A 26,300-nucleotide genomic window follows, 5' to 3' on the forward strand; every position below is an offset into this window, starting at 1 on the left:
GAAGGTTAGGGTGCGAGGCGGGCCAATTCGGGTCCGCCGGGGGAAGGGGTTTTGATTAAGGACGCGTAGAATGGCCACGGTCGAAAAGATGCCGATGCTTCCGGAAGGCTATGAGATGCTCAACGAGCAGCTCAAAGTCCTGAGGGCCGAGCGTCCGTTGATCGTCGACGCCATCGAAGAAGCGCGCGCGCATGGCGATCTGTCGGAAAATGCCGAATATCACGCCGCGAAGGAGCGGCAGGGTCAGGTCGAAGCGACGATCTCGGACATCGAGGACAAGCTGAGCCGGGCGCAGATCATCGACCCGCGCGAACTGTCGGGCGACCGCATCGTGTTCGGCGCGACCGTGACCTTGCTCGACGAGGCCGACAAGTCGGTGAAGTACCAGATCGTTGGTCAGGCCGAGGCGGACGCCAAGACCGGTCGGATCAGCTACAACTCGCCGCTGGGCCGCGCGTTGATCGGCAAGAGCGTGGGTGAGGAGGTCGAAGTGACCGTGCCGGCGGGTGATCGCTGGTATGAGGTCAGCAAGATCGAGTTTATCTGACTGAATTCCTCCCGCTTGCGGGAGGGGCTTGGGGAGGGCCTGTCGCCCTCCCATTGTCGGGGTGCCTGCTTGGACAGGCCCTCCCCCGACCCCTCCCGCACGCGGGAGGGGAGAGTTTGCTCGTTAAGCCTCCAGGTCCGGCTCGAGCAGGCGGTGGAGGTGGACCACCACATATTTCATCTCGGCATCGTCGACCGTGCGCTGCGCGGCGCCGCGCCATGCCTTTTCGGCGCTGGCATAGTCGGCGAAGATGCCGACGACGTCGAGCTTGGTCGGATCCTTGAAATCGAGCGTCATAGGGTCGTTTACGCGACCGCCGAAGACGAGATGCAGCTTGCTCATGATAGCTCCCGGGGAATGAGATTACCCGGTGAGCCTTAGCGCCGATGTTGCGCCGCACTCAATAGCGTGAAGCCCGCAAAGCAGCCGCCCGTTCGCCCTAGGCCTGTCGAAGGGCCTTTCCCGGACAGGGTGGGGCAGGTGCTTCGACAGGCTCAGCACAAACGGCGCGGGTTATTCCAATGTCACGCGTCGGCCTTGGTCGATGCGGCGTCCTTTGCGGCGGTGATCGCGGAGCCGATGATCTTGCCGATCTGTTCCTTGGCGGCGTCGCGCTGGGGCAGGATGGCGTCGATCTCGGCCTTGCCGGCTTCACGGGCTGCGGCAGCGGCGGCAGTCGCGCCCTCGGCGATGCGCTTGCCGACCGGAGCGAGCAGATCCTTTTCCTGCTGCGGGCGCGGGATCAGCGCGCCGATCACGGCGCCCAGTGCAACGCCGCCGGCGACGAGCGCGAGCGGGTTCTTGGCGATGCCCTCGGTGCTGGCGGGAGCCTTCGTCTTGCGGGGGGTGGTCATGCGGACGGTCCTTTCGTCGGGCGGGGCTTGGCCCTGGATTTGGGTGTTGCGCTACGCTTCTTCAAACTCGCTTTAGCCGCAGCGGTTGCACCGCCGACCAGCAGGCGCGCGAGTGGGCGGCGGGCGAGAAACAGCACTGCCGCACCGGCGACGGCGGCGACGGTGCGCGGGTTGGCGCGGACCGTTGCGACGGTATCGCGGGCGACGCCGATCGCGACATTTTCAACCGCATCCTGCGCGAGCGCCATGGGGTTGAGCTTGTGCTGCATCCGGCCGAGCGTGCCGAACAGCCGGTCACGCGCGTTGCGGCTGCGCGCCTCGGCTTCGGTGAGGTCAGGGGGGAGCAATTCGGTCATGGGGTGTTCCGGGGGCGGATTGCGCGGCGATAATGCTGAAATGCGGCGCGTGCAGCAAACGCTGCAGCGGTCAGCGCGGTCACCACGACGATCAGGGTCGCTGCGGCGGGGCCGACATGCGGGGAGAGGATCAGCACGAAGCCGACGATCAGCGCGATCGCGGCGGAATTGGCGAGCAGAAAAACGATCGCGCCAAGGATGAGCGCCGCGCGCGCATCGCCCAGCCGGGCGAGCGCGAGCGTCTTCCAATAAGCGATTTCGGCATCGGCAAAGGCGCGCGCATCGGCAACGGCCTGAGCCGCCAATGTGCCGATGCTGTCGTCGTCCCGATCATCCACGTATGCGCCCCCCGACCATGGTTACGCCTTGGGGCCGCTGTCGGGGCCACCCTGGTTCGGATCGCCCTTGTCGGCCAGATCGCCTGCGGCATCGAGGCCCGACTTGAGCAGGCGGGCAAGGATGAAGCCGACGCCCGCGGCGATGCCGACTGCGACTGCGGGGCTCTTCTTCACGAACTCGCGCGCGTCGTCCATCAGATCATCGACCTGCTTGCCGCGCAGCGAGTCGGCGAGGCCGGAAATCTGGTCGGCGGCGGAGCGGGCATATTGGCCATATTGCTCGCCGAGCTTTTCATCGACCGTACCGGCGGCGTCGCGCATCATGGTCGAGAATTCGTCAAGCGCACCTGTCGCCTTCTCCTTGCCGGTGTCGGCAAAGGAACGGGCCTTATCGCCAGCCTGGCCAGCCAGCTTGCCGGCTTCGTCGCGGACGAACGCGCCTGCGCCGCGCTTGCCCTCATCGGCGGAGGTGCCGGTGTCCTTGACCGGTCGCGCTGCCACCAGTGCATCGCTGGCGGGGTCCATGCTCTGGTCCTTGGGGAAAGTGTCGTCAGCCATCGCTCGAATCCCTTCATGCTTGTTCGTCCAGACAACCAAGCCGCGCGGTCGCGGTTCCCACGCACGCATGATTTGCCCGGCGGCGACGAACGGGATAGAGGCCCGCGCGACACCGTCTTGACCCAAGGTAGGGAGACCATTTCGTGACCGCAATCATCGACATCCATGCTCGTCAGATTCTCGACAGCCGAGGAAACCCTACGGTGGAGGTCGATGTGCTGCTCGAAGACGGCAGCTTCGGGCGTGCGGCGGTGCCATCGGGCGCGTCGACCGGCGCGCATGAGGCAGTCGAAAAGCGCGACGGCGACGCGTCGATGTATCTCGGCAAGGGCGTGCTCGAAGCGATCGAGGGCGTGAATGGCGAGATCGCGGAGGAGATCACCGGCCTCGACGCCGAAGATCAGGCCGAGATCGATTATGCGATGATCGAGCTGGACGGCACCGAGAATAAGGGCCGGCTGGGCGCGAACGCGATCCTGGGCGTCAGCCTTGCGGTCGCCAAGGCAGCAGCCGATGCGCGCGGCCTGCCGCTCTACCGCTATGTCGGCGGCGTGTCGGCGCATGTCCTGCCGGTGCCGATGATGAACATCATCAATGGCGGCGAACATGCCGACAATGCGATCGACTTCCAGGAGTTCATGATCGTGCCGCTCGGCGCGGAGTCGCTGGCTGAGGCGGTGCGCTGTGGCGCGGAGATTTTCCACACGCTCAAGAAGGGGCTGCACGACAAGGGCCTGTCGACCGCAGTCGGCGACGAGGGCGGCTTTGCTCCCAACATCGCATCGACCCGCGAGGCACTCGACTTCATCATGGCGAGCATCGAGAAGGCCGGATACAAGCCCGGCGACGACGTGATGCTGGCGCTCGATTGCGCCGCGACCGAATATTATCGCGACGGCGCGTACAAGATGGTGGGTGAGGGCAAGACGCTGTCGTCGGCGCAGAATGCCGATTTCCTTGCCGATCTGTGCGCGGGCTACCCGATCTTCTCGATCGAGGACGGCATGGCCGAGGACGATTGGGACGGGTGGAAGCTGCTGACCGAAAAGCTCGGCAGCAAGGTCCAGCTGGTCGGCGACGATCTGTTCGTGACCAACCCGAAGCGGCTGAAGCGCGGCATCGACGGTGGCTATGCCAACTCGCTGCTGGTCAAGGTCAACCAGATCGGCACGCTGACCGAAACGCTGGAGGCGGTGAGCCTGGCGCAGCGTTCGTCCTACACCGCGGTGATGTCGCACCGTTCGGGCGAGACCGAGGATTCGACCATCGCCGACCTCGCCGTCGCCACCAACTGCGGACAGATCAAGACCGGGTCGCTCGCGCGTTCGGACCGGCTTGCCAAGTACAACCAGTTGATCCGCATCGAGGAAGAACTGGGTGATGGGTCGGTTTATGCCGGTCGCGGCATTCTACGGGGTTGATCGGCGAATCGGTTTGCGCGACATTAACCTCATGAGCCGGTCCACTCCGTTCAATACGATCTTGCGCCGCGCGGGCTTGCCCGCGGTGGCGATCATCCTGATGGGCTTTTTCGCCTATTCGGCGGTGCTGGGTCCGAACGGGGTGCTGGTTTATGGCGATTACAAGCGCCAGCTTGAGGTCAAGAAGTCCGAACTCGCCAAGCTGGAGGCCCAGCGGGCACAGCTGCGCAACCGGGTGGCGCTGCTCAAGCAGAGCGGCGCCGATCCGGACATGGTGGATGAACTGACCCGCAAGAAGCTCAACGTCGTCCATCCCGACGAGGTTATCGTCACGCTCGATTGATGCGCGTCGGGGCTTTGCCCGGGCGGGCGTGCACGCTCCCGCCATAGCGTTAGACACGTTTGTTACTAGCAGCGCTTGCCATTGCGCCGGGTGCGATATCCGGCCTATAGGGCCGCTTCCATCTTTCCCCAGGATGAGGATCATCGTGGCAAAATCACCGGCCAAAGGCCGCACTAACGAACCAGCTCCGTCGAACCGCGAGCGCCCAAACGAACCAAAACGGTACGAGGCCTCGAAGGAGGAACTGCTCGAATTCTACCGCCAGATGCTGCTCATCCGCCGTTTCGAGGAGAAGGCGGGCCAGCTTTATGGTCTCGGTTTCATCGGCGGCTTCTGTCACCTCTATATCGGCCAGGAAGCGGTCGCTGTCGGGCTGCAGTCGGCGCTGGACGGCGAGAAGGATTCGGTGATCACCGGATATCGCGACCATGGCCATATGCTGGCCTATGGCATCGATCCCAAGGAGATCATGGCTGAGCTGACCGGTCGTGCTGCGGGCATCAGCCGCGGCAAGGGCGGATCGATGCACATGTTCTCGACCGAGAAGAAGTTCTACGGCGGGCATGGCATCGTCGGCGCGCAGGTCTCGCTCGGCGCGGGCCTTGCCTTTGCGCACAAGTATCGCGGTGACGGTGGCGTCGCCATGTCCTATTTCGGCGACGGCGCCGCGAACCAGGGCCAGGTGTACGAGACGTTCAACATGGCCGAGCTGTGGAAGCTCCCGATCATCTTCGTGATCGAGAACAACCAGTACGCCATGGGCACCAGCGTCAACCGCGCCTCGTCCGAGGACCAGCTGTACAAGCGTGGCGAAAGCTTCCGCATTCCCGGCATCCAGGTCGACGGCATGGACGTGCTGGCGTGCCGTGGTGCTGCGGAAGAAGCGCTGGCCTGGGTCCGCGCGGGCAAGGGGCCGATCATCCTCGAGATGAAGACCTATCGCTATCGCGGCCACTCGATGTCCGACCCGGCCAAGTATCGCTCACGCGACGAGGTCCAGTCGGTGCGCGAGAAGAGCGATCCGATCGACGGCGTGAAGAAGGAACTCGAAGCGATCGGCGTCAAGGAAGATGAGCTGAAGGCGATCGAGGCCGAGATCCGCAAGGCGGTGAACGAGTCGGCTGACTTTGCCGAGCAGGCACCCGAGCCGGATCCGGCCGAGCTGTATACCGACGTTCTGGTGGAGACGTACTGAAATGGCGATCGAGCTGAAAATGCCCGCGCTCTCGCCCACGATGGAAGAGGGAACCCTCGCCAAGTGGCTGGTGAAGGAAGGCGATACGATCAAGTCGGGCGACATCATCGCCGAGATCGAGACCGACAAGGCGACGATGGAATTCGAAGCCGTCGATGAAGGCACGATCGCCTCGATCCTGGTCGCCGAGGGCACCGATGGGGTTAAGGTCGGCACCGTGATCGCGACGATCGCGGCCGAGGGCGAGGATGCTTCGGCTCCTGCGCCTGCCGCAGCACCGGCCCCCGCGCCGGAAGCGCCCAAGGCGTCGGAAGAGCCGAAGAAGGCCGATAGCGGCACCAAGCAGCTGGCGAGCGATAAGGCGGCGAGCGTTGCCGACCCCGAGCTTCCCGCCGGCACCGAGATGGTCAAGACGACCGTCCGCGACGCACTGCGCGATGCGATGGCCGAGGAAATGCGCGCCGACGACCGTGTGTTCGTGATGGGCGAAGAAGTCGCGGAGTATCAGGGTGCCTACAAGGTGACCCAGGGCTTGCTCGACGAATTCGGTCCGCGCCGCGTGATCGACACGCCGATTACCGAGTACGGCTTTGCCGGCATCGGGTCGGGCGCGGCGATGGGTGGCCTCAAGCCGATCGTCGAGTTCATGACGTTCAACTTCGCGATGCAGGCGATCGACCACATCATCAACTCGGCCGCGAAGACCAACTATATGTCGGGCGGCCAGATGCGCTGCCCGATCGTGTTCCGCGGTCCCAACGGTGCCGCGAGCCGCGTCGGCGCGCAGCACAGCCAGAACTATGGCCCGTGGTATGCGAGCGTTCCGGGCCTGATCGTGATCGCGCCCTATGACGCAGCGGATGCCAAGGGGCTGCTCAAGGCGGCGATCCGGTCGGAAGACCCGGTCGTGTTTCTTGAGAATGAGCTGATGTACGGGCGCAGCTTCGACGTTCCAAAGCTGGACGACTGGGTGCTGCCGATCGGCAAGGCGCGCATCGTGCGTGAGGGCAAGGACGTGACGCTGGTCAGCTATTCGATCGGCGTCGGCGTTGCGCTCGAAGCCGCCGAGAAGCTGGCGGCCGAGGGCATCGACGCCGAGGTGATCGACCTGCGCACGCTGCGCCCGCTCGACACCGACACGGTGCTCAAGAGCCTGAAGAAGACCAACCGCATGGTGGTGGTCGAGGAAGGCTGGCCGGTCTGTTCGATCGCGTCGGAGATTATCGCGGTGTGCATGGAGCAGGGCTTCGACGACCTCGACGCCCCGGTGATCCGCGTGACCAACGAAGACGTGCCGCTGCCCTATGCCGCGAACCTGGAGAAGCTCGCGCTGATCACCGCTGATAAGGTGGTTGCCGGGGTAAAGAAGGTTACGTACCGCTGAAAAACGCTTGGCCCCTCTCCTGACGGGGAGGGGTCAACGTGCGATCAGCAGTTCGACGCGGTGACGCCGCTTTGCTGAAAAATACCATCGACCCCGCCAGAAGTGTTGCGGGCGTCGCGGACCATCATCGACGCAATTTCATTGATCTCGCTCGTCGGGGACAGCGAGGTTCGAACCAGTGGCTGATAGGTGTAGCGGACCTCCACGAACATCGCGACGCCGCTTGGCGGTGCGATTACCTGGCGGCCGGTCGGTCCTACACCCGTGACGCTGGTCGCCGTCGTGGGGGTGCCATAGCTCGATGTCCAGCTCGTCCTGCTGCCTCCGCAGCGTTGCCAGCGGATCCGGTAACGGTTTGCCGTGCTCGCATGCGGCTCCACGCTCGAGATGATCACGCGGCCGTTGGCAAACAGATTGAGTTCACCAGCCTGGAAATTGGCGCCAGTCAGCAGGTCGTTGATGTCGCTCTCATAGATTTTCTTGGACTCGAGCTGGCTGCCTGATCCGATCCGCGCCGCGTTATCGGCCAGCTGAAGCGCAATCTGGCTGATCCGCATCTTCGCGATGATGTAGTTGGTCAGCTCAGCGCCGGTGAGGCTCACCGTCAGCAGGATCGGCAGCGCGAGGGCAAATTCGAGCAACGCGAGACCGCTGGTGTTGCGGCCGAGACGGCGGCTGGTGCCGCGGATGAGAATGAGGGCGTTCACGCGCAATTCCTGACTGTAGGCACGCCCTGATCACCATAGGGCTGGTTACGCAGGATCGTCGAAGCGGTCACCGTGGTGGTGCGTGATCCGCCGGCCAGATTGTAGATCGGGAAGAAGCGTGGATAGCTGATTGATGCCGTGTAAAGCACCGCGTCCTTCGCGCCGCCCTGGCTCAAATTGCCGCCCGTGCTGTCCCACTGGCTGTTTCCGTTGGAGTCTTCGTACGGCTCGCCCGGCGTACTGCCCTGTGGGGGGTCGCAGGTGCCGTTGTTGTTGGTGTCGGTAAAGGGTTCGAACGTCGACGCCGCGGCATGCTCGTACGAGCGATACCACTTCCGCGTGATCGAGACCGTCCCGTTGTTGGCAAGCGCCCGCACTTGGGTCCGCACCTTAGTGTCGAGCGTCGCCTGGGTCGTTGCGTCCAGGCCGGATTCGAGAGTCAGGTCGCGCGCGGCCTTTTGCACGACGCCTTGCAGCGCTGCGCGCATATACAGCGTATGCGCGACGTCGAATGCGCCGAGCAGCAGCAACCCCAGAACTGGTGCAACGATCGCGAACTCGACGACGGTCGCGCCGCGCTTGTCGCGGGCAATTGTGAGCGCAGAGCAGACCATCCGCATCATTTGGTGAGCCGCAGCTGCGAGATCTGATCGGCGATCGACTTGAAGGTCGCCTGAAGCGCGGCAGAGTCGGCCGCCGAGAAATAACGCCCCGTCGATGCGCATTGCTGCAAGCGATCCTGCGTGGCCTGACTCTGACCTTCGCCGAAATTGATTACCCACAGCGTGATGTTTTTGTTGCGGACCCAGTTGCAGACCGCGAGAAAACGCAGGTTCACCTGCTCGTCCAGCTGCGCCTTGGTCGGGTTCTCCGGCGTCTGGCGATGGTCGAAAAAGGGCAAGCCGTAGGCCGCGTAGTCTCCAGCGTTCGCGTTGGTGTCACCGTCGGTCATGAAGATCATGTGCCGCTCGATTTCGCCGCCGGTCGGCGTCGCCGCGTTTTCGCTACTGAATATTCCGGTAGGCGACATGAGACGCGCCCCCCAGATCATGCCGATATCGTGATAGGTATTGCCGTTGGGATCGAGCGAGTTGACATAAGTCTGGAAGGCTGACGGATCGCTCCAGCTTTGCAGCTTGCGCGCCTCAGTTGGACAATAGAAGGTCGATCGATTGTTGTAGTCGGTGCTCGTGGTGAGTGCCGCTGTGCTCCAGCCACTGGTGTTGCCGCTGGTCCAGCTGTTGCCGTCATAGTTGGTACCGTTGGTGTTACCGCGGGTGAATACGAGACGCGGCAACGCGGGCTTCCAGCGCGATTCATCGCTGTTCGGAACCATGTCGATGTCCAGGTCGAGCGCGTCCGTCGGGATCGGATCATAGTCCGTTGTCGCCTCGGTCTGGCGTTCCTCGATACAGCCGGCCCAGGTGATTGTGGCGTTGGTCACATCGTTGCCGATGCTGGTGTCGCCGACTGGCCAGGTGAAACTGTTGTTCCAGCTACTGCCACCAGCTTTCAGACCGCTTACCGTGACGGGAAGCTGGTTGTACGTCCAGCTCGCGAACTTCTCCGCATAGAAGGTGGTGGTATCGGTGCGACGGCGGCGGCAACTCCTCTCGGTCCCGCTGCGGTCGGATGCGCCGGACCAGCCCCATTCTCCGCTGTTGCTGCTGGTCGCCGCGCCATCGTGCGGAAAGCTCGAAACGATGGTCGGCTCTGGCGCTGGGCCGCCGGAGTCGGTCGGCGAGGGCGTAAAGCTACCAAATGCCTCATTCTTCATAAAATTGAGGCAATTGGCTTGCGTGACCGAGCCGCCGCCATAGGTTTCCCAATATGTATTGGTGCTCTGCGGCGGCACGGCCAAATTCGCCTTGCGCGTCTGGTACTCCCATTCGTCGACGATATACTCGTTAGGCAGCAGCTTGCCCACGTTTACGTTGGTCGAATAAGGTACGAAGCCGAAGCGGATCTGTACCTGGTTGCCGGTGCCCCCGCTGGGCTCGTCCCCTTCGCAATCGGCGTCGGCGACATCGAGGCGCGCGACGATTTGATAGAAGCACTTCACCGCGATTCGCAGCGCGGCAATGCGCGAGTTCGCATTGCCATTGCAGCTCGTATCCCCGTTCGGGCAGAAATCCATCGATCCGGTAGTGTCGAGCACGAACATCACGTCGGTGTTGGGGAGCCGCATTTCCGCGTCGCAGGTAACCGTGAGCGTTTCGGTCTGCTTGCCGAGTATGCGCATCAACGTCATCGGCACTACGGCACGCCCGGTGCCGGTCACCTTGCCCGCGCTTTCGGTGAAGCTGCGGCGCGTTGTGGCGGATTCGGAAGTGGTGCCGTACGCGTCGGGATTGAAATTGGCGTCGAAGAAGCGCTCGGCCTGAGTCCGCGCGGCATAGTTGTTCGCCGACCAACCGCCGCCGCCCATCTGCTTGCGCCCGGCGAGCGCGCCAGCGTCACAGGCATGTTGCAGCCGCGTCTTGACGATGTACATGCGGCTCAAGTCGACACCGCCGCCGACCATCCCGGCGAGCGGGATCAACGATGCGGCGACGATAGCGAGCGTGTTGCCGCGCTTGTCACGGGCAAGCGCAGCCATCGTGGCGCGAGCGCTGGTCACGGTGGTTGGGCGCAACGGCATGGTAAGGGATCCCCGGTTCCTGCATCCGCTATGCGCGAAGTTGGGCTAACGGGGATTGAATGCGCATGGTTAACGAAATGATTAAGGCCAAGTGGTGCGGAGGTTTCGGGTGATCGAAGCCGAACGCCGTCTGGTGCTGACCTATGCGCCGAGCGTTGAGGCGAGGGCGGCGCTCGCGGCGCTGTTTGCGCTCGACGACAAGCTCGCCGAGACGCTGCGCACAACCAGCGAGCCCATGCTCGGGCAGATTCGGATGCAATGGTGGCATGACGCGCTCAACCGGCTCGACAGCGCGCCGCCGCCGGCTGAACCGGTGCTGCAGGGGATTGCGCGCGATGTGCTGCGGGAGGGAATTAGCGGCGCATCGGTCGCGGGGGTGGTCGATGGGTGGCAAATGCTCCTCCAGACCGAGCTGGATGATGCGGCGCTGCACGAATACGCCGAGCGGGGGCGGCGGCTGTTCGAGGTCGCCGGGCTGGCGGCGGGTGTGGATGGGGCCGATCTGGTGGCGAAGGCGGGCGAGGGTTGGGCGCTGGCCGATCTGTCGGGGAAGCTGAGCGATCCCGGCGAAGCGGCGGCGGCGCGGCGGATTGCCGAGGGTTTGCTGGTCGAGGCCTGTTCTGCGCGGTGGAGCCGGACGGGGCGGGCGCTGGGGGCGATGGTGCATCTGGCGCGACTGGAGCTTGACGGGGTGCCTGTCGGATCACCCAAGCGGACGTTGCGGGCGCTGTGGCATCGGATGACCGGGCGGTGACGTCTTGCTGCCGCTGCTGAAGGCGCTAGCCTGTCGGTTCGACAGGGGAGAGTCGGCATGTGGCGATATCTGGCGGGCGGGGTGGCGGCGTTGCTGATGGCGGGGGCAGGGGTGTTTCTGTTCCAGAGCAAGGCGACGCCTGAGCCGTTGCCATCTGCCCCCGCCGCCCAGACTGCGCAGGGCGCGGCGCCGGCCGAGGAGCTGGCGGAGGTGCCGGAGGCTCCGGATCGGACCAGAGAGGAAAAGCGGTTCGATCGCAACGACAAGGACAAGAACAGCCTGATTTCGCTGGCCGAATTGCAACAGCCGCGGCGCAAGGCGTTTGCCAAGCTGGACAAGAATGGCGACGGCCGGCTGTCGTTCGAGGAATGGGCGGTGCGGACCAGCGACAAATTCGCCGCCGCTGACAAGGACAAGTCGGGGACGCTGACCCGCGCCGAATTCGCCACCACCGCGCCGAAACGTAAGCCCAAGACGACCCCGCGCTGCGACTGCCGGGCCGAGGTCGCCAAGGCGCTGGCTGAAGCCGAAGAATAGCCTAGGCCGCCTTGACCCATTCCGCGAAGGCGGTGCGGGCGCGGGCGGTGTAGAGCAATTTGCGGTCGGCCTTTTTGGTCCGCCCCTCGATCGGCGGCATCAGGCCGAAATTGACGTTCATCGGCTGATAGGTCTCGACCTCAGCACCGCCGGTGATGTGGCCGAGCAGCGCGCCGAGCGCGGTTTCGACCGGAGGCGGGGGCAACTCGCGACCGAGGATTTCCGCGGCGGCGAAGCGCCCTGCCATCAGCCCGATCGCGCTGCTTTCGACATAGCCCTCGCACCCCGTCACCTGCCCGGCAAAGCGGATATGCGGGCGGCTTTTGAGGCGCAGCGTCGGATCGAGCAGCTCGGGCGAGCGGATGAAAGTGTTGCGGTGGAGGCCGCCCAGCCGGGCGAACTCGGCATTTTCGAGGCCGGGGATGGTGCGGAACAGGCGGATTTGCTCGGCATATTTGAGCTTGGTCTGGAAGCCGACCATGTTCCACAGCGTGCCGGTGGCATTGTCCTGCCGCAGCTGGACCACGGCATAGGGCCAGCGGCCGTTGGGAAATTCGTCGCACGCGGTCCGCGGATCGTCGAGACCGACGCCCTTCATCGGGCCGTAGCGCAACGTATCGACGCCGCGTTCGGCCATCACCTCGATTGGCATGCAGCCTTCGAAATAGGGGACATTCTCCCACTCCTTGAACTCGGTCTTTTCGCCGTCGAGCAGGGCCTGATGAAAGGCCAGATACTGGTCCTTGGTCATCGGGCAGTTGATGTAATCCTTGCCGTTCCCGCCAGGACCAACCTTGTCCCAGCGCGACTGGAACCACGCCTTGTCCATGTCGATGCTCTCGAAATGGACGATCGGGGCGATGGCGTCGAAAAAGGCGAGCGCGTCGCTGCCGGTGGCGGCACCGATGCTGTCGGCAAGGCCGGGGGCGGTGAGCGGCCCGGTGGCGACGATGGTCAGCCCCTCGTCCGGAAGCTGGTCGATGCGTTCGCGCACGATGGTGATGTTGGGGTGCGCCGCCAGCGCGGCGGTGACGCCTTCGGAGAACAGGTCGCGGTCCACGGCGAGCGCGGAGCCGGCCGGAACCTTGTGCTCATCGCCCTTGGCCATGATCAGCGAGCCGAGGTCGCGCATTTCCCGATGCAACAGGCCGACCGCATTGCGTTCGGCATCGTCGGAGCGGAAGCTGTTCGAACAGACGAGTTCGGCCAGGCCATCGGTGTGGTGTGCGGGGGTCATGGTGCCCGATCCGCGCATTTCGGAGAGCTTCACGCGGATGCCGGCATTGGCGAGCTGCCACGCGGCTTCGGACCCGGCGAGGCCGCCGCCGATGATATGGACTTGATGGCTATTCATGACGATCGAGCCTGACACCCTTTGGTGGGGAAACTGACGAAAAATGCGGGTTGTCATGCGCGTGCTTGACAGCTGTCCGACAGTGCCGGACCCCTGCGATGCCCTTACGCCAAGGGGAGGCTTGTAGGAAAGGGGAAGCGATGGGGTGGCTGTTCGGGGCGGCGGTGGTCGCGGGGGCGAGCTATTGCCTGGAGGCATGGGGACTGGTTGAGCCGGGCGTCTGGGGGCCGACGTGGAAGACCAGCGGCGTCGCGTTGCTTGCCGTGTGGGCGGCGACGCGTGCGCGGTGCGCGGACGGGTGGTTGCTGACCGGGGCGCTGGCGCTGGGGGCGCTGGGTGATCTGTTGCTGGAGACGCATGGGTTGGTGGTCGGCGGTGCTGCGTTTGCGGCGGGGCATGTGGTGGCGTGCGTGCTGTATCTGCGCAATCGGCGGGCGGTGTTGACGGTGAGCCAGAAGGCGTTCGGGTGGCTGCTTGCCCCGGCGACGATCGGGATCGCGGCGCTGTTCGCGGCTCCGGCTGGCGGGGCGGTGCAGGCGGGGGCCTATTCGGCGTTCCTGGGTGTGATGGCGGCGCTGGCGTGGACCAGCCGCTTTCCGCGCTACCGCGTCGGGCTGGGCGCGGTGTTGTTCGTCGTGTCGGACTTGCTGATCTTTTCGCGCTTTGGGCCGCTGGAAGGGTCGGTGCTGCCGGAGCTGTTGGTCTGGCCGACTTATTTTGCGGCGCAGGCGTTGATTGCTTGGGGGGTGAGTCAGGTGCTCACTGACGATCAGGGCAGGCGCTGATTCGGCCGCTCCGACTTCTGCTGGATCACCGCCAGCACGTTGCTCGACACGTCGCCAACCAGCAGCTGGCCCCATAGACGCGCATACCAGTTGACCGGAGTCTCCACCCAATAGTTGGTCTTGAGCGTCAGGCGGGTCCGACCGTCGCCGAGTGGCTCGAGAACATAGCCGCCATCGGTGATACGATAATGCGGGCTGTCGGGCAGGAGGTGGCGATCCTGCATCGCCCACGCGTCCATGTCGGTCTCGTCGAATTGGAAGTTCCACCAAAGGCGCCGGGCGGGTTGCCAGTCGGTGACGACTTCCTTGAAGCGGATCCCGTCCTGCCATTCGACACGTCGCGTTGCACCGAACCCGTCGCGGTCGAGACGCGCGCCAATCGGGCGCGGCAGGCCGATGATATCCTGGGAGATGTTCCACCTACCGTCGTCCGATGCGATCTGGTGGACGCCGCGGGCATGGTGCCAGACAGTGGCGGGATCGGCGTTGATGACGACGCTGCGCGTGATGCTTCCGGTGTCGCGAGGTAGCGGGATCATCGGTTCGACCTGCATCGCCACCAGCGGGATGAGCAGCAGCGTCGAGGCGCGGAAGACGTTCTCCTCCGGCTCTTGCCGGTTGCGCAGTCGCCAGTTGATGTACCCGCCAAGCGCGCTGAGTCCGAGCCAGAACGGGGCGAGCATCAGGATGCAGATGACGCCTTCGCGCAGGAACCCGATCGAGGCGACCACCACCGCACCGAACAGGCTGAAGGGCACGCTGGTCGTGTAGAAGCTGCGGCCGCGCAGTGCGTGGGGGTCGCCGACATAGGTCACGAATGCGGTGACAGCAGCAGGGAGGATGAGGAGGAAGGTGAAACTGATCAGGCCAGCCGGATTCACCGCTTCGATCAGCAGATAGACGCCGAGCGCAAAGGTCAGCCCGAAAATCGTCACCGCGGCAATTCGGACCGCAGCGCCTGTACGGCGTGTACGAAGCTGATCCATGTGTCCGTCCTTATTATCTGACATTTCGGTAAATACAGAAATTATGCGACGAGATTGTGCTGGTCGGGGGAGGAGACTGGCTTGTGTCAGTCCTTCTTCGAAGAGCCGGGAATGAACCGCGCCACTTTGCCACCCAGCTTCATCAGAGTGACCAGCGTCGGTTTGGGCAGGACGCGGACCTGATCGTACCAGCCGCCGAGCGTGCCGATGAATTCATGCATCCGGGTGACGCGTTCGCGGAGCTGCGGCGGGGCGCTCTTGTCGGCCGCGAGGCGCTGGGCGAGTTCGCCGAGCAACTGGACGGTGGGGTCGATCTCGCGCCGCTTGCGCTCGGCGACGATGCGCATGAGCATTTCCCACAGGTCGGTTTCCGCCACGAAATGATCGCGGCGATCACCCTCGACATGGACGCGGCGGACGATGCTGTACCCTTGCAGCTCCTTGAGGCCGGTCGAGACGTTGGAGCGGGCGAGGCCGAGCGTTTCGACGATCTCGTCGGCGTGGAGCGGGCGGTCGGCGAGGTAGAGCAGCGCGTGAATCTGCGCGACGGAGCGGTTGACGCCCCAATGCGTTCCCATCTCACCCCAGTGGAGGATGAAGGCCTTTGCGTCGGGATGTTCTGCGAAACGGGTCATGATGTAATTTCTGTAATTACAGAAATAAGGAGAGTCAACGATGATCGATCATATGGGTGTGGCGGTCGCCGATGCGGGGCGGTCCAAGGCGTTTTACGAGGCGGCGTTGAAGCCGCTGGGCATGAAGTGCCTGACCGAAGTGCCAGCAGATGAGAGCGGCTCAGGCGGTGCCGCCTATGGCTTTGGCGTCGAGGGCGGCGGCGAGTTCTGGGTCGGCGACAATGAGGCGGTGGGCGAGGGAACGCATGTGGCGTTTCGCGCCGAGACGCGCGCGCAGGTCGATGCCTTTTACGAAGCGGCGATTGGAGCGGGCGGGCGCGACCATGGCGCGCCGGGGCTGCGGCCGAACTATGGGCCGAACTATTATGCGGCGTTCGTCTTTGATCCCGACGGCATCAATCTGGAAGCCGTGTGCTACGCGGAGGAATGAGTGAAGGTCTTCACCATCGGATATGAGGGGGCGACGGTCGCGTCGTTCCTCGCGGCGTTGGAACGCGCCGGGGTACGCCGGGTGATCGATGTGCGGCAGTTGCCGCTATCGCGTCGTCCGGGCTTTTCGAAATCGTCGCTGGCGGCGGCGCTGGCCGAGCGGGGCATTGGTTATGTGCATTTGAAGGCATTGGGGACCCCCAAGCCGGGTCGCGACGCGGCGAAGAAGGGTGACCGCGCGACGCTGGAGGCAATCTATGCCGGGCAGCTTCAGTTACCGGAAGCGCAGGCGGCGGCGGCGCGGATGCGTGACCTGATCGCAGAGACGCCGAGCGCATTGCTGTGTTTCGAGCGCGATCCATGTGTCTGCCACCGGACGTTGTTGTTGGAGGCGGAGGGCGAGGGCGTTGAGGTGGTGGATTTGTTTGCCTGACAAGCCCTCCCCCGGGCCCTCCCGCAAGCGGGAGGGGGGAGATTGCCGAGCGTTTAGCCTGTGACGGGCAGCGCGACCGCGCCGTCTTCGGTCCGCTCAAGCGGGGAATAGGCCACCACCGTCTCCAGCGTCAGCGCGCCATAGAGGTGCGGGAACTCCGCGCCGCCGCGCGAGACTTCCCATTTGATCGCATCGCCAAGTGCTTCGAGATCGACGGCGGCGACCCACAGATCGGCCTGGTCGGCGAAATGCTTGTCGACGGTCTCGGTCAGCTGGGCGGCGGTGGAGAGGTGGATGTAGCCGTCCTGGATGTCGATCGGTGCGCCTTCAAAGCTGCCCGCTTCAAGGTCGCCCATCTGGGGGGCGGTCAGGACCTTGTAGGCGGTGGTGGGGCGAGACATTGCAATTCCTTCAGCTTCCGGCGAGCGTCGCGAGATAGCGCGCGGCGTGGTGCGTATTCAACCGCACCCATAACGGCTTGTGATCCGAAATCTGCCAGGTGCGCCAGTCGTCGGTGTAGTATTTTGCGAGGTCGGTCGTCTTCTTCCCCTCGCTCGTGGTCGCGGCGGTCGCTTGATAATCGGGCAGGTCTTCGGGGCGGAAGATGCTGTCGAACATCTCGAAAATGCCGGCGTTGCGCGCCGATGCCGGGCCGCTGTCGATATAGTCGATCACCGACGGGTCAGCGATGAACGCGATCTGGTCGTAATATTTGGTGCGGTCGAGATTACTGGGCGCGTCGAGGCGTTTGGGGGTCTTGAAGCCATGCGCCTTGAGCGCTTTCATCGTCTCATGCTCGGGGTGGACGATGTTGAAGTCGCCGAGCAGGATCGTCGCGCGGCCGCTGTCCTTGGCGATGTCGGCGAGGTTGGCGAGATATTTCGCGACGCGGTCGATTTCCTGGATGCGCTCCTGCAACTCCGCGCCGCGTTCCGAACCATAATAGAGGTGGACGGTACAGATATCGAATTTGAACCAGCCAGACTGGAACCGCGCCATGAACGGGGTGCGGCGGAATTGCTTGCCCTGGGCGAGCTTGTCGGTGCTGTCGCCGGTGGTGGCGGAGACGAGCATGTCGGCGGGGAGGACGATTTCGCCCGCGATCTTCTGGAACCACACTTTGCGCTTGTCGAAGGCGTAGAGCAGGCGTTCACCATTGCCGCCGAGTTTGCGGTGGGTGACGTCGGTGGCGATGAAGTCCCAATCGGGGCCGAGGATCGCCATGATGTCGTACCACGGGCCAAGCTCGTTCACCTCTTGCACCGCGACGAAATCGAAGCGGGAGATGATCTCGGCGATGTAGAACAGGCTTTCGGGCAGGCGGTTGCCATGGCCCCAGCCTTTGCCCGCCTTGCCCAGATCGCGGATGTTCCAGGTCGCGAGCAGCAGGTTACGCTCGCTGTCCTTGTCCGGGATGTCGCGGTCGAGCTGGGCGATCAGCCGCTGGAGATGCGCGACGACGCGCGGGCGATCGGCGGCGGGAATGCGGTGCTTGAGCAGGCTGTATTGCATGGGACGGCTCCCCCGAATGCAGATCGGGGGAGCTTAACCCATTTCGGTTACGGTACGAAGTCTATTCGCCGCCCTCCGGCCCGGCGGCGAGATCGTCGCCGGGGGTCGCGTCGGGGAGGGGAGCGGTTTCGACCTCGTTGTCGGCCAGATCGACCTCGGCGTCCTCCTCGCTTTCCTCGATCCGGGCGGCGGAGACGACATGTTCGTTCGGCGCGACATGGAACAGGCGCACGCCGGCCGAACCGCGGCCGATGACGCGCAGCGAGGTGAGGGGCAGGCGGATCATCTTGGCCTGATCGGTGACGAGCATCAGCTGGTCCGACTGGGTGGTCGGGAAGCTGGCCAGCACCGGGCCGTTGCGGGCGATATTGTCGATGTTGGTGATGCCCTGACCCCCGCGACCGGTGCGGCGATATTCATAGGCCGAGCTCATCTTGCCATAGCCATTGGCGCAGACGGTGAGGATGAACTGCTCCTTGGCGCGTAGCTCCTCGTACCGCTCGGGCGTCAGGTCGGGTTCGCCCTCCTTCTCCGCCTTCCATGGGGCGAAGCGGAGATATGCCTCACGCTCATCGGCGTCGGTGCCGACGCGGTGGAGGATCGACAGCGAGATCACCTGATCGTCGCCGAGCAGGCGCATGCCGCGCACGCCGGTCGAGTTGCGGCTCTGGAATTCGCGCACTTCGTCGCCGGCGAAGCGGATCGCCTTGCCCGCGCGGCTGGCGAGCAGGACGTCATCGCCTTCGTCGAGCAGGGCGACGCCGATCAGGCGATCGTCCTCGTCCTCGCCCTCGAACTTCATCGCGATCTTGCCGTTGCTCGGCACGTTGGTGAAGGAGTCCATGCTGTTGCGGCGGACATTGCCCTTCGCAGTCGCGAACATCACGTGGAGCTTGCCCCACTCGCTCTCATCCTCCGGCAGCGGGAGGACGGTCGAGATCGTCTCGCCCGCCGCGAGCGGGAGCAGGTTGATCATCGGGCGGCCGCGCGTGTTCGCCCCGCCTTCGGGCAGGCGCCACACCTTCATGCGATAGACGCGGCCGAGCGTGGAGAAGAACAGCACCGGCGTGTGGGTCGAGGTGACGAACAGTTCGGTGACGACATCCTCGTCCTTGGTCGCCATGCCGGCGCGGCCCTTGCCGCCGCGCGCCTGGGCGCGGAACGTGTCGAGGCTGGTGCGCTTGATATAGCCCTGCACCGTGACGGTGACGACCATGTCTTCGCGCTCGATCAGGTCTTCGTCCTCGATCCCGTCGGCGGCGGCGGCGATTTCGGTACGGCGCGGGGTGGCGTAGAGGTCGCGCACGGCGACCAGCTCGCCACGCAGCACTTCATAGAGCTTGGCGCGGTTGGCGAGGATTTCGAGCAGCTCGGCGATCGAATCGGCGAGTTCCTTGAGCTCGTCGCCAATCTCGTCGCGACCGAGCGCGGTAAGACGATGCAGGCGCAGGTCTAGGATCGCGCGAACCTGAACGTCCGACAGGCGATAGACATCGCCGGTCACCTCGGTCTCGACCGCTTCGACGAGGCGGATGTACGGCGCAATCTCCGCGATCGGCCATTCGCGGATCAGTAGCGCTTCGCGCGCCGCGGTCGGGCTGGACGAGCCGCGGATGATGCGGACGACTTCATCGAGGTTGGTGACCGCGATGACGAGGCCGAGCAAGATGTGCGCACGGTCGCGCGCCTTGGCCAGTTCGAACTTCGAGCGGCGCGTGATGACCTGCTCGCGGAACTTGACGAACGCCTCGATGATGTCGCGCAGGTTGAGCAGCTCGGGCCGCCCGCCGCGGATCGCGAGCATGTTGGCCGGGAAGCTCGATTGCGCCGGGGTGTTGCGCCACAGCTGGTTGAGCACGACTTCCGGCGTCGCGTCGCGCTTGAGGTCGATGACGATGCGCACGCCTTCGCGGTTCGATTCGTCGCGAATGTCGCTGACGCCCTCGATCCGCTTTTCCTTCGCCGCTTCGGCGATCAGCTCGACCAGGCGGTTCTTGCCCTGCTGGTAGGGGATTTCGGTGAGGACGATCGAGCGCCGCTCGCCGCGCTGTTCGGTGGTGTGGCGGCTGCGCACCATGATCGAGCCGCGCCCGGTCTGATATGCGTTGCGGCAACCGGTGCGGCCGAGGATGATGCCGCCGGTCGGAAAATCGGGGCCGGGGACGATCTCGATCAGCTCGTCATTGGTGATCGCGCCATTGTCGATATAGGCGAGGCAGGCATCGACCACTTCGCCCAGATTGTGCGGCGGGATGTTGGTCGCCATGCCGACCGCGATGCCGCCCGCGCCGTTGACGAGCAGGTTGGGATAGCGCGCGGGGAGGACCGTCGGCTCGCTTTCGGAGCCGTCATAGTTATCCTGAAAGTCGACCGTATCCTTGTCGATATCGTCGAGCAGCGACATCGCGACCTTGGCCAGACGCGCTTCGGTGTAGCGCATCGCGGCGGGGGGATCGGGATCCATCGAACCGAAATTGCCCTGACCGTCAATCAACGGCACCCGCATGGCCCAATCCTGGGCCATGCGTGCCATCGCATCATAGATCGAGCTGTCGCCGTGCGGGTGATATTTACCCATCACGTCACCGACCAGGCGGGCAGACTTGCGATAGGCGCGACCGGGGAGGTAGCCGCCCTCCTGCGCCGCGTAGAGGATGCGCCGATGAACCGGCTTCAGCCCGTCGCGCACGTCAGGAAGCGCGCGCGCCACGATCACGCTCATCGCGTAATCGAGGTAGCTGGTCTTCATCTCGTCAACGATCGAGATGGGGGTGATATCGGAGCGGTCCGCGAGGACGGTCTCGTCGGTCAAGTTGCAATGCTTTCGAAGGGTTGTTTCAGTGTTGTGACCGCTCTAGCGGCGCAGCGGCTACCTGCCAAGCCCGCGCACCCGCTCGTGCACGCGCGCGCACGCACGCGAGAGATTTTGGCCGTGCGCGAAATTTCTGGAGCCGGAGCGTTCAAAATGCGTTCAGGCAGCGGATGCGAAGGCGCGAACGCATAGACTCCGCCTTGACCGGGCGGAGCGGATTACTAGAGCGGTCGCGTCAACCGCTACGCAAATCGCGTGAGGAGAGTTCCGGATGAAGTCTGTTTCCAAGGCTGCGCTTGCTGCGGCAGTTCTGTTTGCTGCGCCCTATGCCGTGTCGGCACCTGCGGCCGCGCAGAAAAAGCAGAAGGAAGAGGCACCCAAGATCAAGGTCAGCGAACCGTTCCGCAAGGCGGCGGTCGAGGTCGAAGCGCTGCTCAACGCCAAGGATTTCCAAGGTGCGGCGGGGAAGATGGACGCGCTCGACGCGCTGGCGACCAATGAGGACGAGAAATTCTACGTCGCCAATTTTCGCCTGCAGACCGCGCTCGGGATCAAGGACAACGTCGCGATCATCCGTGCGCTCGACGTGCTGATCGCCAACCCAAAGACTGCGCCAGACCGGCTTCCGCAATATTATTTCGTGCGGGGTGACCTGACGCTTGGTCAGAAGAAGCATGCCGAGGCGATCCCGTTCCTGCTCAAGGCACGCGAGCTTGGCTATGCATCCAACGGCACGAACCTGAACTTGCTGATCGCTCAGGCACAGCTTGATTCGGGTCAGCTTGATGCGGGCGTCGCCAATATCGATGCTGCGATCAAGGGCGAGGAAGCTGCAGGCCGCAAGGCGCCGGAGACCTGGTACAAGTTTGCGGTCGACCGGCTCTATCGTGGTGGCAAGAAGGCCGCGGCGAGCGACTGGCTGGGCCGTCAGATGGCCGCGTACCCGAGCGCGCAGGGCTGGCGCAGCACGTTGCTGATCTACATGGAGCAGGCGCGCGAGAAGGGTGTGGCAATGGACGCCGACCTGCAGCTCGACCTGTTCCGGCTGATGCGCGCCGCCAAGGCGATGGGTGGTGAGGCCGATTATATCGAACTGGCCGATCTGGCGCAGCGCCGTGGCCTGCCCTGGGAAGCCAAGGCAGTGATCGAGGAAGGGCGCGCGGCCGGCAAGATCCAGGCAACCAACACCGCGGCGAACGAGCTCCATCGTTCGGCGGTCACGCGCGAAAAGGCCGAAGGGCCGCTGGCAGCCGAAGAGAAGGGTGCGAGCGCAGCGGCGAACGGCACTGCGGCGAAGAATCTCGGCGACGCGTATCTTGGCAGCCGCAACTATCCCAAGGCGGTCGAGCTGTATCGCCTCGCGCTGCAAAAGGGCGGGGTGGACGCGAACCTGGTCAACACCCGGCTTGGCATTGCGCTCGCGATGCAGGGCCAGAAGGCCGAAGCCAAGGCCGCGTTTCAGGCGGTGAGTGCTGCTCCGCGCGGTGAGATTGCGCGCTTCTGGGCGACTTGGGTCGATCAGGCACCGGCCGCCTGAACTAGGGTCTCAGCGAAAAATGAAGGGGCGGCCGTTGTGCCGCCCCTTTTTTGTTCAGTCCACCGGGACGCCGGGATGCGACTTCGACGTGCGGATGGTCAGCGACGTGCGGACATGCGCGACGTTGGGCGCAGTCGTCAGCCGGGTCGTTAGGAATTGCTGGAACCCGGCCAGATCGCGCGCGACGATCTTGAGGATGAAGTCGATATCGCCGTTGAGCATATAGCATTCGCGAATCTCGGGGATCGCGGCGACATGCGCCTCGAACGCTTCGAGATCGGATTCGGCCTGGCTCTTGAGGCTGACCATCGCGAAGACGGTGATCGAATAGCCGAGCCAGGTGGGGTCGAGATCGGCATGATAGCCCCGGATCGCACCTTTTTCTTCCAACGCGCGGACGCGGCGCAGGCACGGAGGGGCGGTCAAGCCGACGCGATCGGCCAGCTCGACATTGGTCATGCGCCCATCATCCTGCAGATGCGCCATGATTTGCCGGTCGATATCGTCGAAAGCCATAGATGATTCCCCTGCGCCACATGATTCGGTCGCATTGTGCGAGTTAGACATAATATAATTACTGGCAAGCGCAATTGTCCCACTATGCTACGGCACGCTTTCGGGACGAATTCTCCTGCTTCCACGGGGGGTTCGGGCGGGTTAAAGAATCCTTACCGGCCGATTTCCGGCCCGACTGGGCAGACCGTTTTTTGCGTTACGACGACACCCTGGAAACCGTGCTGGCCGGCGATGTTTCGACATCTTTCGGCAAGGCATCGGCGTGGCGTCAGATCGTCGACCTGATCGGCCGGCGTCGGGTAGCGGCGGATGCGCGCGCGTTCAACCTGCTTCGCCGGATTCGCGACGAGGTGCCGATCGGCGTGCGCGCGGCGAGCGCCCGCGCGCTGGAGCACGCCAATCCGCCCGCGCCGCTGGTCGCATTGTGCGTGCTCGACGAGATTTCGGTGGCGGCCCCGCTGCTGCGTTCGGCGCGGCTGGCGTCGGGCGAGTGGATCGAACTGCTGCCGCGCATGTCGTCGGCGGCGCGATCGGTGCTGCGCGGACGCCGCGACCTTCCGCCGGGGATCGAGCGGGCGCTGGAGGCGTTCGGGCCGGTCGATTTCGTTGTGGCTGGTGTATGGACGGAGGATTTTCAGACGGTCGCCGCGGAGGCGGCCGTGCTGGATTCGCCGGTGTCCGACGCTTCTCCGGTCATAGCCGAGGAGGCTCCTGCGCTTGAGCACGCTGAGGCCACGCCAGTCGAAGCGGTTGCCGAAGTGCCTGCCATGGCCGAGGCGGAGCCCGTCGCGCCGGTTGACGTCGCCGATGCCGACGCGCTAGCGCTGGTCGCGCTTCCGGTGATCCGCGCGGATGAGGAGGCCGAGCCGATTGCGATCGGGGAAGCGGACTCGGTGCTGGATGCGGTAGCGAAGATCGAATCGCGGATCCGTATGCGGTTGCGTCCCGTGCTCGATCCGGTCGTGCTGCCGCCGGTTGAGGTCGCGCCGGAGCCTGAGCTTGAACCTGAGCACGAGGCCGAGGCCAGTGCGGTGCCCGCCAACATCTCTCCCTTCGTGTCGCTGGCAACGGCGGCGCTCGGCATCCCCGTGGTCGCGCGGGCGCTTGAGGCAGGTCAGGACGAAGATCGCCTTGTCACGGCCCAAAGCGGGACCGATGCTGAGCCGTCCGTCGCATTGCCACTTGCGGCGGAGACCGACGACGGGCAGGCGTCGGATATGGATGATTCCTTCATTCTGGGTAATGTGGAAAGCGATGCGGTCGAGACCGACGACGCGGTCGCCGAGCCCGCTGGCCCGTTCGAGATTGCCGAGGTCGTCGCGCGGATCGACGCCTTCTACACGCTTCAGCAGGAGCGCGCCGCGCACACGCCGATGCCGGTGCGCGTCGATGGCTTCCGCTTCGAGACCGACGAGCAGGGCGTGATCCGCTGGGTCGAGGGCGTGTCGCGTGCGCCGCTGATCGGCCTGTCGCTTGAACTCAACGCATCGAGCGGGGCGTCGCGCGCCGATGGCGTGGCGGCTGGGGCGCTGCGCCAGCGTGCGGTGTTCAGCGATGCGCGGCTGATGGTGGTCGGCGAATCGGATGCTGCCGGGGAATGGCGGATTTCGGGTGCGCCCGCGTTCGACCGCGCGACCGGTCGCTTCTCGGGCTATCGTGGCACCGCGCGTCGGCCACGGCGTGAAGAGAGCGCGGTGGTGACCACGCCGCCGCCGCCCAACCCGGCCGCGGATTCGCTGCGCCAGCTGATGCATGAGCTGCGCACCCCGACCAATGCGATTGCGGGCTTTGCCGAGATGATCGAGCGCGAGATGCTGGGCGACGCGCCGCCGGTCTATCGTGAGCGTGCCGGGACGATCCGCATGCATGCGCGCGCGCTGCTGGCCGCGATCGACGATCTCGACATTGCGGCGCGGATCGATGCGTCGGCGCTGAAGCTCGCATCGAGCGAGGTGACGTTGCGTCCGTTGCTCTCGCGGATCGCCGATGACCTGGCCGCGCTGGCCGAGATGCGGGGTGCGTGGATTTCGCTGCCGATCGACGATCCGGTGGTGCGCGGCGATGCGCGCGCGATCGAGCGGATGATGGCGCGTTTGCTGGCCACCCTGCTGTCCGCCGCGCGCGACGGCGAGCGGGTGGGGGTGCAGATCAACGCGGATGCTGGCCGGGTTGCGATCGCGTTCGACCGGCCCGAAGCGCTCGCCGCCTATACCGGCGATACGCTGTTCGACCTGGACGACGAGCATGAGGATACGGCGCTGCTCGGCACCGGCTTCGCGCTGCGGCTGGTCCGCAACATTGCGCGCGAGCTGGGCGGCTCGCTGGCGATCACGCCCGAAGCGGTGACGGTCGAGCTTCCCGCGATGGTAACCAAGTCTTTGGAACAGGTGCGCTAAACCAGCGCCTGTGAACAGCGCAGCGCAACCCCAGCCCGAACCGGGCGGCTATCGGCCGTCTGCACCGCCAACGGACGCGGCCGTGCAGTGGCCGGACAGTTTCGGCACGCGCTTTGCCGTGTTTGTCGATACCGAGGAAGAGTTCGACTGGTCGCAGCCGCTGGCGCGCGAAAACCGGGGCACGCAGGCGATGGACGCCTTGCCCGGCATCCATGCGCTGTTTGCCGATCATGGCGTTCCCGCGACCTATATGATCGACGATCCGATCGTGCGCTGCGATCGCTCGGTCGATATACTCAAGGCGCTGATGGCCGATGGCGGGTCGGCGATCGGGTCGCAGTTGCACCCATGGGTCAACCCGCCGCATGACGAGGTGGTGAGCCCGCGCAACAGCTTCCTCGGCAACCTTCCGCGCGATTTGCAGGCGGCGAAGATCGCGGCGCTGACCGATGGGATTGCCGACGCATTCGGGCGGCGACCGGTGATGATGCGGACCGGGCGCTATGGCCTAGGCCCCGACACGCTCGGCCTGCTGGCGGCGGCGGGGTATCGCGTCGATAGCTCGATGCGATCGGGCTACAGCTATGCCGCAGAGGGCGGGCCGGACTATCGCGCGATCCCCAACCATGCCTTTGCGACGGGGGAGGGCGATCTGATCGAGATCCCGCTGACCACCATTTACACCGGCGCACTCCGGCGCGGCGGGATCGGGTTGCATGAGGCGCTGGGCCGGGTGCCGCGCGGGCGCGGGATCGCCTCACGGCTGAAGCTGTCGTCGCGCGTCGCGCTCACGCCCGAGGACATGCCGATCGACCTGGCGCTCGACGCGATTCGCGTGGCGGCCGATTCGGACGTGCGGCTGCTGATGTTCTCCTACCACTCGCCGTCCGCAGCGCCGGGCTACACCCCCTATGTCCGCGACGCGGGCGAACTGGCCGGGTTTCGCCGCTGGTGGGAGCGGGCGTTCGCGCTGCTCGACCGGCTGGGCATCGCGCCCGCATCGCACGACCAGATCCTCGCGGCGCTTGCCGAGGGCGCTGATCGCCCTTAATCGGCGGGTCGCGCTGGCGGGGCCTGTAGCTCAATTGGTTAGAGCTGGCCGCTCATAACGGCTAGGTTGCGGGTTCAAGTCCTGCCGGGCCCACCAGCGCATTGCCTTTATCGTCAGACCCGTATAGGCGACCCCCTCGCGTCGGGGAGTGGCGCAGTCTGGTAGCGCGCCTGCTTTGGGAGCAGGATGTCGCAGGTTCGAATCCTGTCTCCCCGACCA

28 protein-coding genes and 2 tRNA genes are annotated in these 26,300 nt (G+C 64.8%); 15 read left to right on the forward strand and 15 right to left on the reverse strand.

Annotated elements, in window-relative coordinates:
* The first annotated feature begins 70 nt into the window (after positions 1–70).
* A complete protein-coding gene (greA, locus tag VGN66_RS14845; RefSeq protein ID WP_224920913.1) occupies positions 71–547 on the forward strand; it encodes a transcription elongation factor GreA in 477 nt (158 codons plus the stop codon).
* Between the two features lie 123 nt (positions 548–670).
* Here greA and VGN66_RS14850 read toward each other — a convergent pair whose 3' ends face one another.
* From VGN66_RS14850 to VGN66_RS14870, 5 genes are all read right to left on the reverse strand, one after another.
* Positions 671–889: a DUF4170 domain-containing protein gene (locus VGN66_RS14850; RefSeq protein ID WP_327519593.1), complete on the reverse strand. Its 219-nt coding sequence runs from the start codon at positions 887–889 to the stop codon at positions 671–673.
* A 182-nt stretch (positions 890–1,071) separates the two neighbouring features.
* On the reverse strand, positions 1,072–1,401 hold the full coding sequence (locus VGN66_RS14855; RefSeq protein WP_327519594.1) for a hypothetical protein: 330 nt from the start codon (positions 1,399–1,401) through the stop codon (positions 1,072–1,074).
* Positions 1,398–1,757, reverse strand: coding sequence for a hypothetical protein (locus VGN66_RS14860; RefSeq protein WP_327519595.1), 360 nt, complete (start codon positions 1,755–1,757; stop codon positions 1,398–1,400). Before VGN66_RS14860 ends, VGN66_RS14855 begins: the two co-directional genes overlap by 4 nt.
* The gene (locus tag VGN66_RS14865) at positions 1,754–2,095 is read right to left on the reverse strand and encodes a phage holin family protein (RefSeq protein ID WP_327519596.1); all 342 of its coding nucleotides are present in this window, start codon (positions 2,093–2,095) and stop codon (positions 1,754–1,756) included. Before VGN66_RS14865 ends, VGN66_RS14860 begins: the two co-directional genes overlap by 4 nt.
* A gap of 21 nt (positions 2,096–2,116) precedes the next feature.
* Positions 2,117–2,653: a hypothetical protein gene (locus VGN66_RS14870; protein WP_327519597.1), complete on the reverse strand. Its 537-nt coding sequence runs from the start codon at positions 2,651–2,653 to the stop codon at positions 2,117–2,119.
* A 143-nt stretch (positions 2,654–2,796) separates the two neighbouring features.
* Between VGN66_RS14870 and eno the strand changes: the two genes are divergently transcribed.
* The 4 genes from eno to VGN66_RS14890 all read left to right on the forward strand — a co-directional run bounded on the left by eno (position 2,797) and on the right by VGN66_RS14890 (position 6,996).
* Positions 2,797–4,074: a phosphopyruvate hydratase gene (eno, locus tag VGN66_RS14875; RefSeq protein ID WP_327519598.1), complete on the forward strand. Its 1,278-nt coding sequence runs from the start codon at positions 2,797–2,799 to the stop codon at positions 4,072–4,074.
* A gap of 31 nt (positions 4,075–4,105) precedes the next feature.
* Positions 4,106–4,417, forward strand: coding sequence for an FtsB family cell division protein (locus VGN66_RS14880; protein ID WP_224920920.1), 312 nt, complete (start codon positions 4,106–4,108; stop codon positions 4,415–4,417).
* A gap of 133 nt (positions 4,418–4,550) precedes the next feature.
* Positions 4,551–5,612: a pyruvate dehydrogenase (acetyl-transferring) E1 component subunit alpha gene (gene pdhA, locus VGN66_RS14885; RefSeq protein WP_327519599.1), complete on the forward strand. Its 1,062-nt coding sequence runs from the start codon at positions 4,551–4,553 to the stop codon at positions 5,610–5,612.
* Position 5,613: 1 nt separating this feature from the next.
* The gene (locus VGN66_RS14890) at positions 5,614–6,996 is read left to right on the forward strand and encodes a pyruvate dehydrogenase complex E1 component subunit beta (protein WP_327519600.1); all 1,383 of its coding nucleotides are present in this window, start codon (positions 5,614–5,616) and stop codon (positions 6,994–6,996) included.
* 44 nt (positions 6,997–7,040) lie between these two features.
* Here the strand turns inward: VGN66_RS14890 and VGN66_RS14895 are convergent, their stop codons facing one another.
* From VGN66_RS14895 to VGN66_RS14905, 3 genes are read right to left on the reverse strand one after another with little or no spacing between them, the layout of a single operon-like run.
* Complete coding sequence (locus tag VGN66_RS14895) at positions 7,041–7,703, reverse strand: pilus assembly protein (RefSeq protein WP_327519601.1); 663 nt, start codon at positions 7,701–7,703, stop codon at positions 7,041–7,043.
* Positions 7,700–8,326 carry a TadE/TadG family type IV pilus assembly protein gene (locus tag VGN66_RS14900; protein WP_327519602.1) on the reverse strand — a complete coding sequence of 209 codons (627 nt, stop codon included), beginning with the start codon at positions 8,324–8,326 and terminating at the stop codon, positions 7,700–7,702. The genes VGN66_RS14895 and VGN66_RS14900 overlap by 4 nt, the downstream gene beginning before the upstream one ends.
* Entirely contained in the window at positions 8,323–10,302 is a 1,980-nt protein-coding gene (locus VGN66_RS14905; RefSeq protein ID WP_327519603.1) for a TadE/TadG family type IV pilus assembly protein, read from the reverse strand. Before VGN66_RS14905 ends, VGN66_RS14900 begins: the two co-directional genes overlap by 4 nt.
* A gap of 151 nt (positions 10,303–10,453) precedes the next feature.
* Between VGN66_RS14905 and VGN66_RS14910 the strand changes: the two genes are divergently transcribed.
* Both VGN66_RS14910 and VGN66_RS14915 read left to right on the forward strand, forming a co-directional pair.
* Complete coding sequence (locus VGN66_RS14910) at positions 10,454–11,098, forward strand: squalene/phytoene synthase family protein (protein ID WP_327519604.1); 645 nt, start codon at positions 10,454–10,456, stop codon at positions 11,096–11,098.
* Positions 11,099–11,155: 57 nt separating this feature from the next.
* Positions 11,156–11,635, forward strand: coding sequence for an EF-hand domain-containing protein (locus VGN66_RS14915; protein WP_327519605.1), 480 nt, complete (start codon positions 11,156–11,158; stop codon positions 11,633–11,635).
* Position 11,636: 1 nt separating this feature from the next.
* Here VGN66_RS14915 and trmFO read toward each other — a convergent pair whose 3' ends face one another.
* Positions 11,637–12,989: a methylenetetrahydrofolate--tRNA-(uracil(54)-C(5))-methyltransferase (FADH(2)-oxidizing) TrmFO gene (gene trmFO, locus VGN66_RS14920; protein ID WP_327519606.1), complete on the reverse strand. Its 1,353-nt coding sequence runs from the start codon at positions 12,987–12,989 to the stop codon at positions 11,637–11,639.
* 140 nt (positions 12,990–13,129) lie between these two features.
* Here trmFO and VGN66_RS14925 point away from each other — a divergent pair, with 140 nt between their 5' ends.
* Complete coding sequence (locus VGN66_RS14925) at positions 13,130–13,774, forward strand: lysoplasmalogenase family protein (RefSeq protein ID WP_327519607.1); 645 nt, start codon at positions 13,130–13,132, stop codon at positions 13,772–13,774.
* Here VGN66_RS14925 and VGN66_RS14930 read toward each other — a convergent pair.
* Both VGN66_RS14930 and VGN66_RS14935 read right to left on the reverse strand, forming a co-directional pair.
* Positions 13,759–14,760 (reverse strand): SRPBCC family protein, encoded by a 1,002-nt coding sequence (locus VGN66_RS14930; protein ID WP_327519608.1) that lies wholly within the window; start codon positions 14,758–14,760, stop codon positions 13,759–13,761. The two genes, VGN66_RS14925 and VGN66_RS14930, sit on opposite strands and share 16 nt — an antisense overlap.
* Before the next feature lie 86 nt (positions 14,761–14,846).
* Positions 14,847–15,395: a GbsR/MarR family transcriptional regulator gene (locus VGN66_RS14935; RefSeq protein ID WP_327519609.1), complete on the reverse strand. Its 549-nt coding sequence runs from the start codon at positions 15,393–15,395 to the stop codon at positions 14,847–14,849.
* A 40-nt stretch (positions 15,396–15,435) separates the two neighbouring features.
* On the opposite strand from VGN66_RS14935, the gene VGN66_RS14940 reads away from it, so the two are divergent.
* Positions 15,436–15,825 carry a VOC family protein gene (locus VGN66_RS14940; protein WP_327519610.1) on the forward strand — a complete coding sequence of 130 codons (390 nt, stop codon included), beginning with the start codon at positions 15,436–15,438 and terminating at the stop codon, positions 15,823–15,825.
* Entirely contained in the window at positions 15,826–16,257 is a 432-nt protein-coding gene (locus VGN66_RS14945) for a DUF488 domain-containing protein (RefSeq protein ID WP_327519611.1), read from the forward strand.
* Between the two features lie 53 nt (positions 16,258–16,310).
* Here VGN66_RS14945 and VGN66_RS14950 read toward each other — a convergent pair whose 3' ends face one another.
* From VGN66_RS14950 to gyrA, 3 genes are all read right to left on the reverse strand, one after another.
* Complete coding sequence (locus tag VGN66_RS14950) at positions 16,311–16,658, reverse strand: DUF952 domain-containing protein (protein WP_327519612.1); 348 nt, start codon at positions 16,656–16,658, stop codon at positions 16,311–16,313.
* A gap of 10 nt (positions 16,659–16,668) precedes the next feature.
* Entirely contained in the window at positions 16,669–17,769 is a 1,101-nt protein-coding gene (locus VGN66_RS14955; protein WP_327519613.1) for an endonuclease/exonuclease/phosphatase family protein, read from the reverse strand.
* Between the two features lie 61 nt (positions 17,770–17,830).
* Positions 17,831–20,581 carry a DNA gyrase subunit A gene (gyrA, locus tag VGN66_RS14960; protein ID WP_327519614.1) on the reverse strand — a complete coding sequence of 917 codons (2,751 nt, stop codon included), beginning with the start codon at positions 20,579–20,581 and terminating at the stop codon, positions 17,831–17,833.
* Positions 20,582–20,852: 271 nt separating this feature from the next.
* On the opposite strand from gyrA, the gene VGN66_RS14965 reads away from it, so the two are divergent.
* Complete coding sequence (locus VGN66_RS14965; RefSeq protein ID WP_327519615.1) at positions 20,853–22,118, forward strand: hypothetical protein; 1,266 nt, start codon at positions 20,853–20,855, stop codon at positions 22,116–22,118.
* A 54-nt stretch (positions 22,119–22,172) separates the two neighbouring features.
* On the opposite strand, the gene VGN66_RS14970 is transcribed toward VGN66_RS14965, so the two are convergent.
* A complete protein-coding gene (locus tag VGN66_RS14970; RefSeq protein WP_327519616.1) occupies positions 22,173–22,634 on the reverse strand; it encodes an Lrp/AsnC family transcriptional regulator in 462 nt (153 codons plus the stop codon).
* A 191-nt stretch (positions 22,635–22,825) separates the two neighbouring features.
* Here VGN66_RS14970 and VGN66_RS14975 point away from each other — a divergent pair, with 191 nt between their 5' ends.
* From VGN66_RS14975 to VGN66_RS14990, 4 genes are all read left to right on the forward strand, one after another.
* A complete protein-coding gene (locus VGN66_RS14975) occupies positions 22,826–25,030 on the forward strand; it encodes a sensor histidine kinase (RefSeq protein ID WP_327519617.1) in 2,205 nt (734 codons plus the stop codon).
* Positions 25,031–25,112: 82 nt separating this feature from the next.
* Positions 25,113–26,081, forward strand: a complete 969-nt coding sequence (locus VGN66_RS14980) for a WalW protein (protein WP_327519618.1) — start codon at positions 25,113–25,115, stop codon at positions 26,079–26,081.
* 19 nt (positions 26,082–26,100) lie between these two features.
* Positions 26,101–26,177, forward strand: a tRNA-Ile gene (locus VGN66_RS14985).
* Positions 26,178–26,223: 46 nt separating this feature from the next.
* A tRNA-Pro gene (locus VGN66_RS14990) sits at positions 26,224–26,300 on the forward strand.

It is taken from the genome of Sphingomonas sp. (assembly GCF_035998645.1).
Taxonomy (GTDB): Bacteria; Pseudomonadota; Alphaproteobacteria; order Sphingomonadales; family Sphingomonadaceae; genus Sphingomonas.